The organism is Desulfogranum japonicum DSM 18378 (genome assembly GCF_000429945.1).
Taxonomy (GTDB): domain Bacteria; phylum Desulfobacterota; class Desulfobulbia; order Desulfobulbales; family Desulfobulbaceae; genus Desulfogranum; species Desulfogranum japonicum.
The window spans coordinates 55,699-74,196 of record NZ_AUCV01000008.1; the positions used below are offsets into that span (position 1 = coordinate 55,699).

The following is an 18,498-nucleotide window of genomic DNA, read 5'->3' on the forward strand; positions in this document are numbered from 1 at the left end:
GCTGTTGATTATGTTCCCTTGATGTATAATATCTTTATACATCTCCGTGAGCAGCAATATGAGGTACTCTGTGAAGATTACTCTTTTTTCTTTTGGCTACAAACATGGTTTTCCTGAGGCGGACATGGTCATTGATGTGCGCTTTCTCCCTAATCCCTATTGGGTCCCGGAACTCAAGCCCCACAGTGGCTGCGACCCCAGGGTCGCTCTATATGCCCTGGGTAACGAAAGTGGACGCCATTTTCTTGAGTACCTGGAGCCGTTTCTGGACTTTCTTCTGCAAGAACACGCTTCCAGGGAAAGGGAGCAGTTTACTGTAGCAATAGGCTGTACTGGAGGTAAACATAGAAGTGTCGCTGTTGTTGAGCACCTTAGAAGATTTTTAGATGAAAATCCTTTTCCCTTGGAAGCATATCACCGGGATATGGACAAGGAATAACAAATCATGTAATCCCACAAACATGTGAGGAGGATCGTATGAAAGAACTATTTAAAAATGTTGTGTATGCCGGTCTGGGAGCAGCCTTTCTCACCAAGGAAAAGATTGAGGACATTAAAACTGACCTGATCGAAAAGGGTAAAATGAGTCAGGAAGAAGGAAAACAGTTTGTTGATGACCTGGTAAAAAAATCTGAACAGGCAAAGGAACAATTTGAGTTGTGGCTGAACAAACGGGTTGAAGAAAAAGTGAAGCAGCTTAACCTGGCCACCGCAGATGAGGTGCAGGAGTTGCGTAGGCAGATTGCCGAACTACAGGTTGCCCTGAATAAAAACAGTAGCGACGAATCCTGATTCTGGACGATGTTCAGTATCCGAAAACTTGGGGCCATTGGACGTACATATCGTCATTTAAACCGGTATCACCGGATATTACGCGTCCTTTTCAAATACGGTTTTGAAGACCTGGTTGATCGTTTGCACATAGATCAGTATCTTGAATCTGGTCTGCAGATGATCAACCGAAAACCTCGTGAGCAAATCACCCGTTTTTCCCGGCCAGAACGATTGCGACTGGTCTTTGAAGAGCTTGGGCCCACCTTCATCAAACTTGGCCAGCTGCTTTCCACCAGGCCCGACCTTATTCCCGCGTCATACGTTCATGAACTGACAAAACTTCAGGACGACATCCCTCCCTTTGCTTCGGAGGCTGTCAAAGAAATTTTCCAGGAAGAGTTGGGGAAAAATCCTGAAGAGTTTTTTTTGTCATTTGAATCTGAACCACTGGCAGCAGCATCCATAGGCCAGGTACACTTTGCTCGTCTGGACAGCGGTGAAGAGGTAGTTGTGAAGGTGCAACGGCCAAAGATCGACCAGGTCATAGCTGTCGATCTGGAGATTCTTGCTCATCTGGCCAGTCTCATGGAACAATACCTTGAAGAGTTCCAGGGGCATAGTCCCTCTGATATTGTTGAAGAATTTGCAAGGGGACTGAGCAGGGAAATAGATTTCAATACGGAACTGGCGAACATACAACGATTCAGCCGTCAATTTGAGGGAAACAACACCATTCTTGTCCCCAAAGTTTATCCCCACTTGAGCACAGAACGTATTCTGGTTATGGAATATATAGCCGGTGTGAAGTGCTCCCACTTGCAGAAGTTGAAGGATATGGATTGTGATCTTTCGCTATTGGCCAGACGTGGGGCGAATCTGGTGATGGAGCAGATTTTCGTGCATGGTTTTTTTCATGCCGACCCTCACCCGGGAAATATTTTTATCCTGCCGGGTAACGTGATCAGTTTCATTGATTTTGGTCAGATGGGACGTCTGTCATTGCGGGACCGGGAGGTGTTTGCCAATCTCGTCCTGAGTCTGGTTTCTGGTGATGAACGTAAAATCCTCAACGGTATTCTTGCCATTACCATTCAACAGGGAGAAGTGGACCGGGAGCTTCTCAGTCGCGATCTTGCGGGACTCATCGATCTGTACCTCTACCGTCCTTTAGGCGAGATAAAAGCTGCCAAACTCCTTCAGGACATGCTGGATTTGATTTCAAGACACAAGTTATCTTTCAGGCCCAGCATGTATTTGATGATGAAAGCCCTCAGCACAGTTGAAGGTGTTGGGCTGATGCTGGATCCGGACCTGCAATTAATACTTCTTGCCAAACCGTTCATGCGAAAAATTCAACTTGGTCGCATGGATCCCAGAAGAATTACGGAAGATATACTGGACACATCCGAGTCCTATGTTCAGCTGTTGCGGGAGATGCCTGATGAAGTATTGAGTATCCTCAAATTATTGCGAACCGGCAAGATGAAGGTTGAATTTGAGCATCTGGGCTTACAATCTCTCCGCAAGACCTTGGATAGGGTGTCCAATCGCATCGCATATTCCATAGTACTGGCCGCCCTTATTATTGGTAGCTCACTGATTGTTCTTTCAGATATACCCCCTCGCTGGCACGATATACCGCTTATCGGCATCATTGGTTTTCTTGTGGCCGGAGTTATGGGCTTCTGGTTGCTGCTGTCCATCCTTCGGCATGGACGTATGTAGAAAGCGAGACAATCGCAGAAGTAACTGGGCTCAGGTACTTCATCTTCGGACAATATCACTTTTCCGCATAGATGGGCTATAACGAAAAACCACGATTGTCCATAATTGAAACACCTGAGACCTGTTGAAGTTCTGTGGGAAATGAAATTAACGAGATGTACTCCTCGCAATCAATTACTGGCAGAGTTCTCAGCACATGTCCCATGAAATAGTTGCAGAATACATGGGCGATGCTTTTACTTCTTCATCCACTTGCCATTGATATGGATGAATTGACCCGCAGGGGTCTTTTCAATGGCTGTTTTTCCAGCAAGCTTTTCCACTGCCTGAAGAGATGTATTCCTTTTTTGGGCAATTTCCTGATACTGTTTTTTTCGAGCTGCGTTAATTGATTGTACGAGTTTATCAACTTCGCCGTTTCCAGGTTTAACACTCTGAAGGTATCCGCTGGGAGTTTCGCCTACCAAACCTTTCTGTTTGGCATTTTGCAGGTCCATAGCAAAAATAGATGCCGAACTGAAGAACAGGGTAACTAAAAAATAGAGAAATATTTTTTTCATAAAAGGGCTCCTTAAAACAATCCACTATCTTCACTGAGTACTTGTTCCAAATCTTTTTCAACCTTCACCTGAATCTCATGTTTGATATTCACATTAAGGTTGATGGTAATTGGCTTTTCCGGAGGAGCGACTTCCACCCTTGGGGTACAGCCTCCGAGGATAAGAAAAAAGGACAACAAAAACAAAAAAGCATAGGGAGGTTTATTCATAATGGCTCCTTGGGACATGAAGGCACATGGAAATGAATTACTCTGAGGATACTGAAACGGCTGGTGACTATTTACGCTCAGTCTCCCTCTGTTTATGGGATCCGGCCTTGAGCGAATGCTGGAGCTCTTTATCCAGGTCGGAAGTGACTTTATTATTGTACTGGACGCTTCGCAGAAGCGAAAGAAGATTTTGTTCTGTATGGATATTCAAATGTACAGGTCTGGTTTCAGATAAATGTGGACTTTTTCCCTGAAGTTGTATCTCCACCAGCAGATTACCGTCTGGATGGTAGGTCACTGTGGCCTGCAGTAATGTATAATAGAATTCCTGCAAAGCCCGCAGAACCATTTCTGTATATTTACTTTGTTGTCCTGTGTCGGGGGGCTGATAACGAATAACACCTTGGTTTCCGATGCCATGAACCTCGCCTTCATTTACAACGAAACCTTCCGACGTTTGTTGAACGGGCAGGTGCCCAGAGACTGTTCCTTCTACTTCCAGCCCCTGTGCCTTGAAATAACTGATAAGTGAGGCAAGATTTATGTCATTGAAATAGAGAGTTGTATCATTACTCTTTTCTGTGAGCGAGAGTGTAAAGGGGGCGGCCTGAATTTTTCCCCCGAGAGTCTTGGCTGATACTTCTTGAAAAATGACTGCAGGGAGAGCTGATTGCTCTCGGTTATCAATAACGGTGGTGACCTGAACCTGTTCCAGGGGCACAAGCATATGTAATTGTTCTATACTTAATGTGCCTGGTTCCGGTGTGCGAAGTATTTTCCCAAACTGGAATTTTTCTTCAGCATTCAGCCCTGTGTATGGGAAACCAAGGATAGAGCCTGCTCCATTTTTTATGTTCAATTCAACAGTTGTCTCTGGTGTGTCACCAACTCCCCACACAGTGGAGAACGTACATGCTGCCTGCCCCCCTGTCAGATCAAAGGGGATTTGCTTTCCTTTGATGAGTTTTTGCAGGGAGTTTGATCCCTGAAAACTATGGGTGGTGGTACCGTTGATATGACCTTTCCCGGTATGCATATTATGTTGCAAATGGAGTGTTATCAGGTCTTCTGGACCACCTGTGTTAAGTAGTATTGTCCCTGTAACGATATCTTTCGAGGAAGCAATTTCTGTCTCTACAGTACGAAAAGGTATGGCATATTCTGAAAATTGCACCTTGGCATCTGCAACACGACTCCTGATCTCATAAGCCAAATTTTTGCCAGATTGTTCGAGCAGGTTGATAGTAAGCTCTGCCTGCTTCAGAGATGCTCGTGTCTTGTTATGATGGATTGTCAGAGGAGAAAGTTGTATTCCCAGGGGAGCCAGCATCCATTTTGCCTGTTCAACAGTGAGTTGCAGAGGATTTTTCGGGTGTATTGTTATTTCGGGGATGGAGATGCTTTTCAGATCAAGCCCCTTGCCGGATACTGTATCCAGAATCGCCTCAAATTTGACAATATCTCTGGCTTTTCTGCTCATGGAAAATTGGCGTGGCTGCATTACAACGTGAGCAATGTTTGTTTCTTTAGTTTTTATGTTGTTGATTTTCCACTGCATATCTGGAGCAAATGCCAATGACCAGTCTTGCTCCTGCCAATAGTATTCTCCTGCCAGCCCTATCTGCAGGCCATCAAAGGAGGAGGATTCGCTTTGCATGCTGCCTGCTTCCATATGGCTCCCGGGGAAGAGAATCAGTTTTTCGGATTCTTCGTACTTACCCTCAGCTGTTACTGTAAAAGAACTTAGAGTGTTCTGATGTATACTCATGTTTCTGATTGCACAGCCCATGGAAAAGTCCAGACTATTGTCCCAGGTTGCCTGGCCTTGGAAATCAAGAGATCCTTTGACCGATTCCTGAGAGGTAAGGGTAAGAAAAGGTGTGATATCTTGAAGGGATATATGTGCTTCAGCCTTTAAGGCCGCGGGAGTTAGGTTCAGGTAAGCTGTTTGCTCTTGGATACCTGGAGCGGCAAGTGTCGCTATGACTTCGATTTCCTTGGTTTTTTTTGCTGGTGCACGGATGGTACATTTGAATCGTCCAGCATTTTTGAGGCCTGCCCCAATTTCAATTTTTCGCTGTACTTGGCTGTCGTGCAGCTGAAATGTTATCAGTTGCTGGGTAACTTCGGTATATGGCAGACCATGTATCGATAATTGATCAATACGAATGCGTTGCACTGGAAAATTGGTACCCAGTACTTCCAGTATTTTCTCCACAAGTTGTGGTATTGAGGAATGAGTAAACGTATCTCTGCTTTGAGGCTCTTGAGGTGTACTGGGGAGAGATATTTGTAATGTGCCGATATGAAGCTCATGTATAGATTTTTGCTTGAGGGTGTCAGGGGAATATATGGCTGATACATTTTCGGCCTTAACATTGATGGGGCCTTTGTCTGTAGTTACAGACAGTTTCAGATTCCGGAGGAGAAGGTGATTAAGGGAGACTGTCTCAAGGTGCATCTCTAGGTTGTGTGGCGTTGCCCTGTTGACATACAGGGGCACTATAAATTCGAGGAGCGGAACTCTAGCGAACACCATACATAGAGATATGAGTAGAAACAGAAAAAGTATGCGAAAGAATTTTTTCATTGCAACAGGAGAACGTATCTATTGCGGCTTAATAGTTGATTTGTATATAGTATCACATCGGACCTAGAGATGTTGCATTGTCTATTTGGTTAGCGAAGACTCTTACAGGCGATTGTTTTTTCTACAATAACACCTGGCCGGGAAAAGGGCATTCTCAGGCAGCCTCCTGGGGCACTGCGCTACTGCAAAATATACTCGTAAGACGTTCTGGCTATCAAGGGTTTGTCACGATTCTACAAAACAATGATGCCAATGGTAACTATACCCATGAGCATTTCTTGCCAGCCAGGGGGAGGTTGTTCGATGGTAAGTTGTTGCGGCGGTGTCCATGGAGTGCTTGTTCCTTTAAAATTTCCTCGAACCCTGATCATATATTTTCCAGGTAAAAGAGGTGTCGAAATGTTGTAAGAATGCGTGCTGAGGGCTTTTTGTTCAATAAGAAGCTGCTTGAACTGACTGTCTTCAGCAATCTGAATATCGTAACGACAATCATCTCCCATGCTGGGCCAGTTAAGGGTAATGACAGAGGACGACTCAAATGTTGCTTGCTCTATTTCAGGCTTTTTCGCAATGGTCCAGTGTATAGGGGAAGAGTAGAAGGTGCGAAAACCATCATCGGCAATAGCCTGCACCTGAAAATAATAGTTGCCGATATCAAGCACTGGTGACTGATACTTTGTTCCTGTGCAGTTTTTTTCCTCTATTATATCTGTAAACTTGCTGTTTTTAGCAAGCTGGCAATGGTATTGGGCCACGGTTTTGTCCTCAAGCCACTGCACCGTGACTTGGGATTCCCAAGTGGTCATATGAGTTTCAGGAGTAGAAATTACCGGAGCAACAGGAATGGTCCGCAGCTGGAGTGGATATGGTCCTGAGGGGATGCTTTCGAATCCTTCATTATCGGTACCAGTAAGCAGTATGTTGTAGTGGCCGTCAGCAAGATCAGGTATGACAAAGGTAGAGCCGGGCGGAGCGTTTATTTTGGCTAAGGTCCTGGCACCTTCCAGATCTGAACTCAACCGGAGGGTGTAGAACTTGGATTCGTCCGATCTGGGGGCGGGCAACCGCACCGGCAGCGTTTTTTGAACAGCATCATATTGGCCTATTGCCGGTGGAGGAGGCAGAGGCTTCGGAGGGTCAGGTCTTTTGCCTTTTGATATTTTTGTTCCTTGGCCGTCAGGCAAAAGTATTGAACTGTTGCCTGCTTGTACTGCAACCAGCCCGCTCAGTGTTTCTATACTGCTGTCTGTCTCGCTTGTCTTAAGGCGATATTCTGTACCCCGTATGCCGGTTATGGCGGTTGGCGTTCTTGTTCGATGACTGTCATTGTTTTTAAGCCGCTTTGTCACCGTATTTGTCACCGCCCCCTTTTCGACAGCGTAATCGATTTTAACACTGCCGTCCGTCAGCCGAATAAGGTAATTGAGTGTTACCCGGGAATTGGCATCAACTCGGGCTGATCTGTTATTAGGGAAGAGGAGATGTGCATAGCCGTCATCTCCGGTTATTAATGCGTCTCCTGCTTTTAAATGGTACGCGTTGAGGCTGTTCCCTTGAATTTGTTTATGTTGAATGGAAACTGTACCGACCTTGTGGGTAATTTGTGCCTGTAGTGGTTCGGCAATTAAGAGAGAAAGGGGAATTTGCAGAGAAGTATCCTTTTTGATGAGATAGGGAGGCTTGAGTTTGTTAATGCGGGCTATGATCTTCCAGGAATTTTTGGAATAACAATAATCTCTTGCCATGTGGATCAGGTTTGTGCCTGCATGCACATATATTGGGATGAGCTGTTCCACTGCGTGACTGGTTTGACTCGCGGTAAGAAGCATGCACAACATAAAGGAAAAAACAATTATCTTTTTTCTTGACATTCGGGCATGAAAAACCTGCATTGTATTCTCCCCGGCAGATGGGATATGAGATGTATTTAAGGCAATGGTGTCAGTTTATATCCAACTCCGACAACCGCTGCGATTTCAATCATACCTGGGCGTGCCTTTTCCAGTTTGCGCCGGATATTGGCAATATGCATAACCAGCGATTTGGTTTCCACCGTTGGTTCATATCCAAGCACCTCTTGCAGGAGTTCCCCGTGGCTGACAACGTGTGTTTGCCGTGCAGCAAGATAATAGAAAAGATCAAATTCGGTTTTGGTTAATTTGAGAGGATTGTTTTCTGTGATAAAGATCTCTCGTGTTTCGGGGTCAATGGTAAGCGGGCCAACCTGCACCCTCTTTGTTTGGGATGGCAAAGTAGTACGTTCCAGACGACGCAACTGAGCCTTAACTCTGGCATGTAATTCCCGCAGGCTGAATGGTTTGGGGATGTAGTCATCTGCACCCAGCTCTAGACCTTTTACCTTGTCATCGACCCTGCTTTTATCAGTGAGAAAAAGCACCGGTAGATCGTTATTTACCTCTCGCAACTCTTTTATAATAGTAAAGCCATCTTTGTATGGCATGATTATATCTAAAATAAGAATATCAGGCGCTGTATCTTCGATTATCTGTAAGGCGTTCTTTCCGCTGTCAGCATGTACCACCATTGCTCCCTGTTTTTGGAAAAAGGTCTTCAGCATGGTGGAGGTGACGGGGTCGTCTTCAAAAAGGAGTATTGTACAATTGAGTTGTTCATTCATATTTGTTACCAGGTGCAGATGTATCTTGCCGTGGTCGCCTGCGCATCAAATTCTGGAGATTGAAAGGTCAGGCAGATGCTATCAATAACCAAATGAAGCTAATGATATCAGGATCCTGTGGATATATCGGTGCACTTTTAGGCGCATAACCCGAAAATGGGGCCGCACAGGCATTATCTCCTGTACTTGTTTAAATACAATGTTACAAACAGAACAGTATCACAAAAAATGAACTGTCGGTTTCGCTACGATCAATATTCTGGCAACCTCAATTAAGGCTGTACTACATGGTGGCGAGGCTTGAGACACATTGGCAAATGAAGAGCCTTTTCATAAACGAGTATACTTGATTTCTGTTGCTCTCTACAAAAAAAACAGAATTTTTTGTTTTTTTTCAATGAAATAAACATCCGAAATCTGCCAGGGAAAGGGTGGGGTGGCATCTGGATGAGGGGGATTATTCTGTGGAGTTCTTGGGATTTACTCCTTTTTTTTGGGGGGGGAGTTTTCACATGCAAAAATGTTTAAGGGCGTGAGAATTGTGGTTGTTTGAGAAAAATTGAACATATATCCACTTGCAAACAGAGTCAATACTGGCCCGAATTGAAAGTCGGTAAAATAGATGGTCCTGAGAACTCTTCTGGGCAGCATTCGTTGTTACAGTACCTGTCTCGTCCCATTTGCTTGGCTTTATACAGAGCCTGATCCACCTCTTTGAAAAAAGCATTGCGATCATGGCTGCTATCGAATTCTCCTATTCCCATACTAACCGTCAACTTGCCGGCTCCTGAGAATCTAAAATTACGCACTTGCTGTATCAGAGACATCGCGAATTTTTCTGCATCTGCCAACTCCGTATTGGGCAAAATAAGCATAAATTCTTCTCCGCCCCATCTTGAAAAATGATCAACAGACCGTTTGCGTTGCTTTATTATGGATACAAATTCCTGCAGTACCTTATCGCCTGTTTGATGACCATAAAGATCATTCACTCTTTTGAAATGGTCGAGATCACACATGATAAGCGTAAATGGTCGATGATAACGCCGGCAATGCTCAATTTCCCTATCTAGAAGTTCTTCAAACATGGTTCGGTTCCAGATTCCCGTTAAAGGATCACACATGGATACATCATGGGCTTTTTGGACAGCCTCCTCTTTCACAATTTCATTATAGAGAATTATGCCGCCACCCATGAGAAGTACGACAAGCATATTAAAAAGGGAGGATGACGCGGACACAAACGGCCAGTGCAGGGTGCCGTAAAGAATTGTGCCAATAACTATCAAGAGATACAAAGCATATGCCAGGCTGCCTTTTCTAACACCATGAATGGGATATGCAATGAGTGGATAGATAATGGTCAGGGCATAGCTGTCCCTCTGTCCTTGCGTATAGAGGAGTAGCATGATGGTAATGAAGCCTGTAATTGTGGAGACCGTCCAACCTGGAATGACAGGATCCAGCGTCTTTCTGAACCAGAACCAGGCAACCAGGGAAATTATACCTAAGCCAGCTTCTATGCAGGCAACCATATAGAAGCGAAATGTCACAACATTAAAGTAACTTGCAATGAGAAGGACAGCTGCCATCAAAGGTAAAAAGAAATTAAGTAATTGAGCCCGCCGATATTCTTGCAAATCGCTAATTTCATCTGATGAAAGGTAAAAAATACATTGTACACTATCAATGCACTTCTTATACGACAAAGAGAACCATTTAGTCGAAATTAGTGGAGACATAGACAAATTATTGCATTTGATATTTTGTGATTTGGCTATACCGGAAATGACTTTTGTCAATCTTGACAGGGATATAAAGAACTCTGTGCACAAAACACAAAAAATAGCACGCTAAGACATTGCGATTATACACTAGGTCTTTTATCTTTTTTCCAATTACCGGATAGCGGGCAATACCTTGGGTTCCGTTATGAGGAGTCTGCAGAAGTGGCTAAAATAATACCTTGATTTAGTATAACATCGCTTGTCTCTCTCATCAGGTATCAAATCCCAATTATCAACTGCTTTTGTACAATTGAACCTGAACAAGATCCTGCGAGGCTCATTGGTTATAGCCGCGGGATGGTTATCAATCCACTTCCACCCAAACTCCTGCGCTGTTAAAGATGACTGAATTAAATTTGTCTCTTCAAAGTTTTCACCACCCCCACTCTTCGAGGGATGATTGCAAAAACATTTCATGCCATTCTTCCTCGGTTGCCACTGTACCAGTCTGCGGATTAAATAACATCGTCATGCTTATGCCTCCCCTTCAGATTATCTGCTCATCTTCATTCGATATTACATCGAAAGTCTTCCTTCTGGTATAATAAGTTGAAATATTTCCTAAACACTATTTTCGAACTGGAGAAAATTTTAATTTGAGGTAGGTAATGTAAAAGATGGGAGAAATAATAAATTCAGACGATCAGGATGGATATTAATATTTTTAATGGCAATCTTAAAGTTTGTATAATCTACTCCTTGTTGCTGACGACACAACTTCAACGACGTATATATTTTTCGTTAGGATAGGCCAGGCTTGTCCAAACAACGATAAGACTGTGGTTCGTTTCTTACTTATAGTATTTTTTAATAGGTACACCTTCAATTCCACAGGCTGAACACTTCGAATCGATATTCTTTTTATACGAGTCGAAAGGCCTTTCGCATTGAGGACAAATTAACGTCTTTCTTGAAGACAATGAGTCGTAAAAATAAACAGCTAGAAAAATAATTATAAATAATCCAATAAATTGTGGCGCCAGATCCCTCATTTCTGTCCATGTATGTGGATCCGAATACCTTCCACCTGATGCATGCCCACCAATTTTCTTATGAAGGACGTTAAAAATTGTTCCTGTGGTTGCAAAAACTAAAGCTTTTCCTGGGGCTACGGTTTTCATTTTTAGATCAGAGAGGTGATTTCATTTATCCTGGACATAAAAATGCGGAGTTTCTGGCTGTTTGCTACAGGCAGTAAGTTAGACCTTATGGTAATGCCGTTAAAAATTTGGTTGGGACATGCTCGGTAAGCCATATGCCATTGGCTGAAAGGAAGAAAACAAAACCAGAAACATGCATCTCTTGTGCTGCAATGCTCAAAATGACAGGCTTGCCATGACGCTGGCCAACTTTCAGGGCAGTATTTCTATCTGGCGAAAGGTGCACATACTGCCGATTTTCTTTTATAAGACCTTGCTGCAAAATCGAATCAAGGAATCTGGTTGCTGTTCCGTGGAAAAGTATCTCCGGAGGATTCTTAGGCCTGAGGTTAAGATCCACCGTAATAGAATGACCTTGATTTGCTCTTATCCTGGTACCATCATCACTGATAATAAAGCGTTTTTTGTCGCTTGTAGCAGTGATTTTTTCTATAAGCTTCTTGGTTAGCGATGTACCATTCTGATTTGTGAGACGTACAATATCCTCGATTTTGGCCCATCCCTCTAGGTCAAGCGAAAGGCCGATTATCTCTGGCTTATGCCGAAGCAAAAGGCTTAAATATTTGCTTGCTTTTACAATATTGTCATTCATAAATTGGTCCTGCTGGCTCGATGGATAGTCTTCGCAAGTGCATGGTGTCCTATTTTTTACGACCCCAAAATTATTTTTTGCTCTATTGTACATATGAGATTGGCTGTATGAAAAAGTTTAACCTGTTGTAATTGTGGTGATTATTAGTTCAACTTTCGAAGTGGGCAAAACAAGCTAACTCAGAGGCTTGAGATTTAATAAATAACGTAGCACATTGTTTGAATCCACAGAAGAGGATGCGCAAGGGGGCACCCTCCTGTTGAGTTATTTATCTGCAAATACACTACTGTACAGAAACTGTGAAAGGTCCAGCGGTTGAAGAGGAATAGGTTGTCGCTTCAATAGTGTATGTCCCTGCTGAGAGTGTACGGGTGATTTGTGAGTTATAACCTGTTGTTCCGCCATCATCATCTGATTCAATAACAGAGCCGGTCTTTCCTTCTCCGTTGAGCAGATAGAGGTAAGTATCTATTGATGAGGTAAGGTCAATTTGTACACTAGTAGAAGAAGAGACGGAAAATGTGAAATATTTTGCATAGCTACCGCTCCTGTGCGTTGAGAAACATGTGGCATTCCAAGAGTCGCTTTCTGAATCACCGACAGCTATTGTGCTCAGGCAGGAATTTCCTGTTGAAGGTGTGTCTGCGTTTTTTAACAGAAGTGAGGTGATGTGGGAAAAAGATACCTGACTGGTGCCGCCAATGGTTGGGTGGCGGACCCATGAGGTCCCTTCACCAACTCTGGAGGTGGTCCCCAGGGAGTCCCAACGTATATTCATGTATCCTTTGACCCCCCAGTTTGGCCCCCAACTGTTACGAAGAATCCAGCTTTGGGTGGAGTCGTTCCAGCCTACCAATATGATCTGATGATTTGTGTAACCATAACAAGCATTATAGTACGGGATATATACTCCTCCAGTATAACTGTACCATCCATTGTCAACACATACCCCAGCTGTGACAGGCCCATATGTATAAATGGCATTTTTTATCTGTGTAACGGTAGGCATTGTCTGTTCAGACCCGGTGACGAATTGCCAGTTGTTCAGTTTGTAGGGGTGAGGATAGGAGACATTACAGGATTGCTTTGCTGCCGCATATGGCAAGATCGATTCCATGACAGCTCCAGCTGCATTTTGATTGCTTCCCAGTACATTGTAATGATATTTATTGGCCGTCCAACCTCCATCGCACCCCCAGTCGTCGCGGTTGCAGTTTATGAGAAATTGCTCAGAAAGATCAGTTAATGGTCCCCCGGCCTTACGTACAGCTGATTCCATGATACCAACTGTACCAAAGCTCCAGCAGCTGCCGCATGAGCCTTGATCCCTGACTGGTGGGACAATTCCGTTGGTGCGCCAATCCCAGGAGGAAGGGAGTGATTTTTTTGTGTCAAGCTCGGAGTAGCTGTGTTGTTTTGTATCGACCAGGTCAGCAGAACTTCGCTGCTCTGGTGTTGAGGGCGTCGGGTCACTGATCTCCACTGTTTCCATACCGGCATCTACCTTGAGTGACAAGGTTGACTTGAATTGAGAGCCCTTTTCGAAAGGTCGGTGGTAGATGAGTTGGATCTCCTGTTCATCAATGCTGTTTGGCTGAAAAACAAACGTCTGGATAGAGGGCGATCCATATGCCTGGTATCGTGGTTTAAAGCGAACTGTGCTATTGTCCTTCTGGCGAAGTGTTCCGCTGTTCAAAACTTCCCATTTGTATCCTGTAGTGTTTCTTGCTTCTAATTGCAGAGTAAATTCTTTGGCTGATTGTGGCAGTGTTAAACGCAAATTTACAGGGCCTCCTAGAAAAGTTGCCATTTTCGAAGAGTTGTCAAAAAGAGCGGTGCGTAGCTGTGTGAGACTGTCACTACCTGACATTGTGAGTCTGTTGTCTTGTATTGCTGCTAACACGTTATCTTGATTAATTTCATTAATAACCTGTTCTTTGTACTGTTGATTTCGTGTCTTGACACTAGATCGTATTTCCATATTGACCTCCCATTCCAAAGCATTGGCAGAGCTCAAGAATCCGAAAATACAGATAAAGAGGATGGGGATGAGGTATGCAAGGTGATTGTTTGGGGCCGATTTCACTTTTTTACTCCTAACGGGGTTATTCGACTACAGTCTCGACATCCCAAGATCCTATTCGGGCCTGGCAGCAGGAACCCTATGTAAAAAACTATAGGTTGAATCTGGTCTGTGCTGATTGAAGAATGTTTAATAACAAAGCAGGGGTGTGACTTTGATATAGTTCTCAACTTCTCACTTCAGGGCAAGATCTGTAATTGACGAGCATGCCCTGTAAGCGTTGGTATCAAAGGATAATTGCTCTTTACTGCGGTTTTCTTAGAGGAATACAACAGGAAGGTAACAATTTATAACAGTCGTCTATACCATAAACAGTATCCAACTGCCAATATCTTATGCGAAGAAGTTTCATGCATTGGTAAACGGTCTTGTATTGGTAAATTGTATGATGATTTTATGCAGTTGTGTTGATATTTTGATTGCAGTTGTGTTTTTGTGTTATATGTAAGAATTGCTATTATTGCTCTTGGGTAAATAAACAAATTGTTTTTAGGCGATCATTGTATTCTATTGTATTAATTCAGTGGGAATTGATTTTTTTTATTTGACTACTTATATCTGAAGTTTCCTGAAAATTGTGCACAAGGTTAAAAGCTGGGCAGTCAATATGGGAAGTGTTCCTAAATGAGAATGACGTAACTGATAACAGGTACTCCACGAAGTCTCCCGCTGGTCGCTTATATCTTTGCACGACCGCGGTTTCCCGCATAGATAGTCACCGGAGTTTTCGCTTGCCTGCGAAAAATCGGGTTTGCCCAAATTTGAAGCACCTGTGACCAGTTACAACTCAGAACTAATTGAAATGTTAATGTTGTTAACCCCGTAATCAGTTACGCTAATGATTATTCTGGAGATCCTTTTCACGAGCAGGTAAGCTATAGCGTAGAAGGGACTAAAGTATGCCTTTGTCTGAAAAGCGTAAATTACGCATTTGGGGATTTGTGATAAAATGGGATTTTGGGGGGAAGATGAGAGGTTCAGTGCCAGGCAGGCATCGTATACATCGAACTGGAAATATTTTTTATATAGAGTTTGGACTTCTTTAGCCTGATGATGTGTACTGTCCCTTTGTGATATGCGGGCCTAAAAGTCTGTCGAAGGAAGCTCTTTTTTCCATATTTGTGGTATTATTAGAAAAATAATGTTTGCAATGTCAACTATATGGGTTTGCAGAGATTTTCTGAAAATACCTTAACCTGAGAAATAATGTTTAATCGTGTTGGTCTATCAATTCATTCCCGTAATTGTTTATGGATCAAATATTGACGTATGGCATCACTGAAAGAGGTTATGAGAAGAAGCCAATGTCCCATGCAATTTTTGGAGAGTTATACGTTTCCGAACCTTACGCTGTATAAACTCGCACACAATTATTTATAGGGGGAGCTATACCATTGGGGGATAAATCAGACCTGCGTGTTGCCCTGGTACATTATCATCTGCAAAAAGGTGGTGTTACCCGAATAATTGAGCATTGTGTCAATAGTCTTGTCAATGCCTCTGTTTCCGTAGTCGTGGTGACGGGTAAAGCTCCCGATATACCATTTCCATGTAAAACCGTCGTTGTTCCAGGGTTGCAGTATGAACTTCATCGTCCCAAGGTGTCATCTGATATTCTGGCAGATGAGATGGTCAGGGCTGCATCAGCTGCATTGGGAGGTCCGCCGGATATCTGGCATACCCATAATCATAGTTTGGGAAAAAATCTTGCTCTGCCCGGAGCGCTTTGTAAACTGGCCGAGGAGGGCTATCCTCTTTTACTGCACATCCACGATTTTGCCGAAGACGGACGGCCAGGAAATTACCGTGCAATGCTTGCTGAAATAGGCAGTGGGAGGGTCGCAAATCTTTCTGCATCTTTGTATCCCTGGTCTGATCACATCCATTATGCGGTCCTTAATACCCGTGATTATTGTTATCTGCAGGCAGCTGGTGCCGATGAGGCGCATATCCATTTGCTTGCCAATCCAGTACACATTGATGCCAGGTGCTGTGATGAAGACATATCACCTTGTTCTGATGTTTCTTTGTGGGTTTATCCCACCAGGGCGATACGCAGGAAAAATATTGGCGAGTTCCTTTTGTGGGCTACTGTAGCTGAAAAAGGAAATAGCTTTGCCACAACCTTGGGTCCAGAGAATCCCACAGAAAGGACACGTTATGAGAAATGGGTGAAAATCGCCAGGGAACTTGACCTGCCTGTAGAGTTTGAAAAGGGTGTATTGGAAGGCTGTCCTTTTTATGACGTCCTCAGACAATCCAGGGGACTTGTTACCACCAGTGTTGCAGAGGGCTTTGGTATGGCATTTCTTGAGCCCTGGCTTGTGGACCGACCAGTTTATGGCCGAAATCTTGCTGAGATCACGTACGAATTTGTGGAAAAAGGACTGGAATTGCCCCACGTATATCATCGCCTTGATGTACCTTTAGAATGGATAGGGAAAAAAGAGTTGCATGCTGCGGCCTGGAAGGGATTAACACAATATATGGCTGCTTACGGACGCTCCCCGGGCAAGGAGGATTGCCAAAGAACACTTGCTGCCTGGGTTCATAATGATTGTGTGGATTTTGGTAGATTAGATGAACTACTTCAGGAGCAAATAATTCGGCATCTTGCAGCATCACCGCAGGATTGCAGCCAATTACTTCCTGAAAAATTAACTCCTGAACCCTGCAAATCTCAGATTGTTGTTAAAAATCGAGATGTTATCCTTGATAAATTTAGTCTGGAGAGTTACGGTAAGCAACTTTATTGTCTTTACAGCGAACTAGCTGGTACAGCTCCCGGCCGAATTGAATGTCTTGACGGTCGTGTTCTTCTGGAAGATTTTCTCGCCCCGGAACGTCTGCACCTTTTGCGCGTAGACTAAGGGCCGCTTAAAAAAAATATCCAATCTTGTTGGTCCCTCAAGTCATTCCCATACCTGTTTCAAGGGAATCTATACGGCAAGCATTGAAATATTGAAACTGGCATGAGAACGGACCGATACCCTGGGTAATATTGGATAGTCATTATGTTCAGCGACCCTGATTTTTTAGTATTCTTTCTTCATCTGTTAACATTTCAACATCCACAGGTTGTTAGTTTACACCTGTGCTCATTGAGTCATTCATGAAAGCATATCTGGAATCAAGTAAATATATAGATTGGCATCATCCTGAGATTGTTCAGCAGGCTCAGGATTTGGCTGTTCAATGTAGCTCAAATGAAGAAATTGCCGAATCATGCTTTGTTTTTGTTCGTGACCACATTCAACATAGCAAGGATTATGAACGTAATCCTGTAACCGTTAAAGCCTCTGAAGTCTTGCAACATAGAACAGGGTATTGTTATGCCAAAAGTCATTTACTGGCAGCATTGTTGCGAGCTAATCATATCCCGGCAGGTTTATGCTATCAGAGATTGACAGTTGAGCCAGATGGATCTTTGTTTTGTCTGCACGGTCTAAATGGTGTGTTTCTAGAACAGTACGGCTGGTACCGAGTTGATGCCCGTGGCAACAAACCAGGAGTTGATGCCCAGTTTTGTCCGCCTCGAGAACAGCTGGCATTTTCACTCGATTCGGTAGGGGAATGCAATATTCAGGGTGTTTGGCCGCAACCTCTTCCTGTGGTTATAGAGGTTCTCGAACAATCTGAAACATACCTTGAAGTTTTTCACAATCTTCCTGATGTAGCAATAGGAGAATGGGGTGAGTAAATACCCAATAGGACTCCTGTCGTGTGTATTGTTACTACTCTTTCAAGTGAACAGTGTGCTGGGAAATGAGATTGAAGAGAAGTTCATTATGGCAGGGCTTGTAAATGTGGCAGATATTGATTCGAGTATTCAAGTCGACCTTGTTAACTCGGACCCTGGGAAAAACTTTTTTCACGAAGATTATTATAACGGATTGCAAAAAGCTTATCTGCGAAAAGAGGTCGCTGAAAAACTCTCCATGGCTCAAAAATTGGTAAAGGCAAAATATCCGGGCTACTCGCTGCAGATATTGGATGCCGCCAGACCAAGATCTGTATCTCAGGCTATGTATGACAAAATGAAGGGGACACCATTTGAACGATATGTCGCTCATCCGCAAAAGGGATCCATGCACAATTATGGTATTGCAGTTGATATTACCGTTGTTGATGAACGAGGTGTTGAACTGGACATGGGACCAACCCCTTTTAAAAAAACAAGAGTTGAGCTGTATTGGCAATATGCAAAGAAAAAAATAGGAATCGAGATCTCTGCCAAGCAAAGCACTAACAGGAAGTTACTAGCAGAGATCATGCAGCAGGCCGGGTTTATCCCCTTGGGCTTTGAATGGTGGCTTTTCAATGGGCTCGACAAGCAAACAACTCGTCGTACATACCCAATAATTGAATAGGAACTATCTT

At 43.6% G+C, this 18,498-nt stretch carries 15 protein-coding genes; 6 read left to right on the plus strand and 9 right to left on the minus strand.

Annotated features, from left to right (window positions below):
* Window positions 1-70 precede the first annotated feature (70 nt).
* Genes G493_RS28195 through G493_RS0106845 form a run of 3 tightly spaced genes read left to right on the plus strand, consistent with a single transcriptional unit; the run spans window position 71 to window position 2,499 of the window.
* Entirely contained in the window at window positions 71-439 is a 369-nt protein-coding gene (locus G493_RS28195; RefSeq protein ID WP_051309085.1) for a RapZ C-terminal domain-containing protein, read from the plus strand.
* Between the two features lie 38 nt (window positions 440-477).
* Window positions 478-792, plus strand: a complete 315-nt coding sequence (locus G493_RS0106840; RefSeq protein WP_028579778.1) for a phasin family protein — start codon at window positions 478-480, stop codon at window positions 790-792.
* 9 nt (window positions 793-801) lie between these two features.
* Entirely contained in the window at window positions 802-2,499 is a 1,698-nt protein-coding gene (locus tag G493_RS0106845) for an ABC1 kinase family protein (protein ID WP_028579779.1), read from the plus strand.
* 236 nt (window positions 2,500-2,735) lie between these two features.
* Here G493_RS0106845 and G493_RS0106850 read toward each other — a convergent pair whose 3' ends face one another.
* The 9 genes from G493_RS0106850 to G493_RS0106900 form a co-directional block, all read right to left on the minus strand.
* Complete coding sequence (locus tag G493_RS0106850) at window positions 2,736-3,059, minus strand: YdbL family protein (protein ID WP_028579780.1); 324 nt, start codon at window positions 3,057-3,059, stop codon at window positions 2,736-2,738.
* A gap of 11 nt (window positions 3,060-3,070) precedes the next feature.
* Window positions 3,071-3,268, minus strand: coding sequence for a YnbE family lipoprotein (locus tag G493_RS28200; RefSeq protein ID WP_035273863.1), 198 nt, complete (start codon window positions 3,266-3,268; stop codon window positions 3,071-3,073).
* A gap of 67 nt (window positions 3,269-3,335) precedes the next feature.
* A complete protein-coding gene (locus G493_RS0106860; protein ID WP_161629801.1) occupies window positions 3,336-5,771 on the minus strand; it encodes an intermembrane phospholipid transport protein YdbH family protein in 2,436 nt (811 codons plus the stop codon).
* A 320-nt stretch (window positions 5,772-6,091) separates the two neighbouring features.
* On the minus strand, window positions 6,092-7,750 hold the full coding sequence (locus G493_RS0106865) for a FecR domain-containing protein (protein ID WP_028579782.1): 1,659 nt from the start codon (window positions 7,748-7,750) through the stop codon (window positions 6,092-6,094).
* Between the two features lie 35 nt (window positions 7,751-7,785).
* Window positions 7,786-8,496 carry a response regulator transcription factor gene (locus G493_RS0106870; protein ID WP_028579783.1) on the minus strand — a complete coding sequence of 237 codons (711 nt, stop codon included), beginning with the start codon at window positions 8,494-8,496 and terminating at the stop codon, window positions 7,786-7,788.
* Window positions 8,497-9,083: 587 nt separating this feature from the next.
* Window positions 9,084-10,136, minus strand: a complete 1,053-nt coding sequence (locus G493_RS31890; protein WP_161629802.1) for a GGDEF domain-containing protein — start codon at window positions 10,134-10,136, stop codon at window positions 9,084-9,086.
* 938 nt (window positions 10,137-11,074) lie between these two features.
* Entirely contained in the window at window positions 11,075-11,404 is a 330-nt protein-coding gene (locus G493_RS0106890; protein ID WP_028579785.1) for a hypothetical protein, read from the minus strand.
* Window positions 11,405-11,489: 85 nt separating this feature from the next.
* Window positions 11,490-12,035, minus strand: coding sequence for an RNA 2'-phosphotransferase (locus tag G493_RS0106895; RefSeq protein WP_028579786.1), 546 nt, complete (start codon window positions 12,033-12,035; stop codon window positions 11,490-11,492).
* Between the two features lie 283 nt (window positions 12,036-12,318).
* Window positions 12,319-14,016 (minus strand): DVUA0089 family protein, encoded by a 1,698-nt coding sequence (locus G493_RS0106900; RefSeq protein ID WP_153306447.1) that lies wholly within the window; start codon window positions 14,014-14,016, stop codon window positions 12,319-12,321.
* A 1,496-nt stretch (window positions 14,017-15,512) separates the two neighbouring features.
* Between G493_RS0106900 and G493_RS0106910 the strand changes: the two genes are divergently transcribed.
* From G493_RS0106910 to G493_RS0106920, 3 genes are all read left to right on the plus strand, one after another.
* The gene (locus G493_RS0106910) at window positions 15,513-16,988 is read left to right on the plus strand and encodes a glycosyltransferase (protein ID WP_028579788.1); all 1,476 of its coding nucleotides are present in this window, start codon (window positions 15,513-15,515) and stop codon (window positions 16,986-16,988) included.
* 242 nt (window positions 16,989-17,230) lie between these two features.
* Window positions 17,231-17,818, plus strand: coding sequence for a transglutaminase-like domain-containing protein (locus G493_RS0106915; protein ID WP_035273866.1), 588 nt, complete (start codon window positions 17,231-17,233; stop codon window positions 17,816-17,818).
* Window positions 17,811-18,488, plus strand: coding sequence for a M15 family metallopeptidase (locus G493_RS0106920; RefSeq protein ID WP_051309087.1), 678 nt, complete (start codon window positions 17,811-17,813; stop codon window positions 18,486-18,488). The genes G493_RS0106915 and G493_RS0106920 overlap by 8 nt, the downstream gene beginning before the upstream one ends.
* Window positions 18,489-18,498 lie beyond the last annotated feature (10 nt).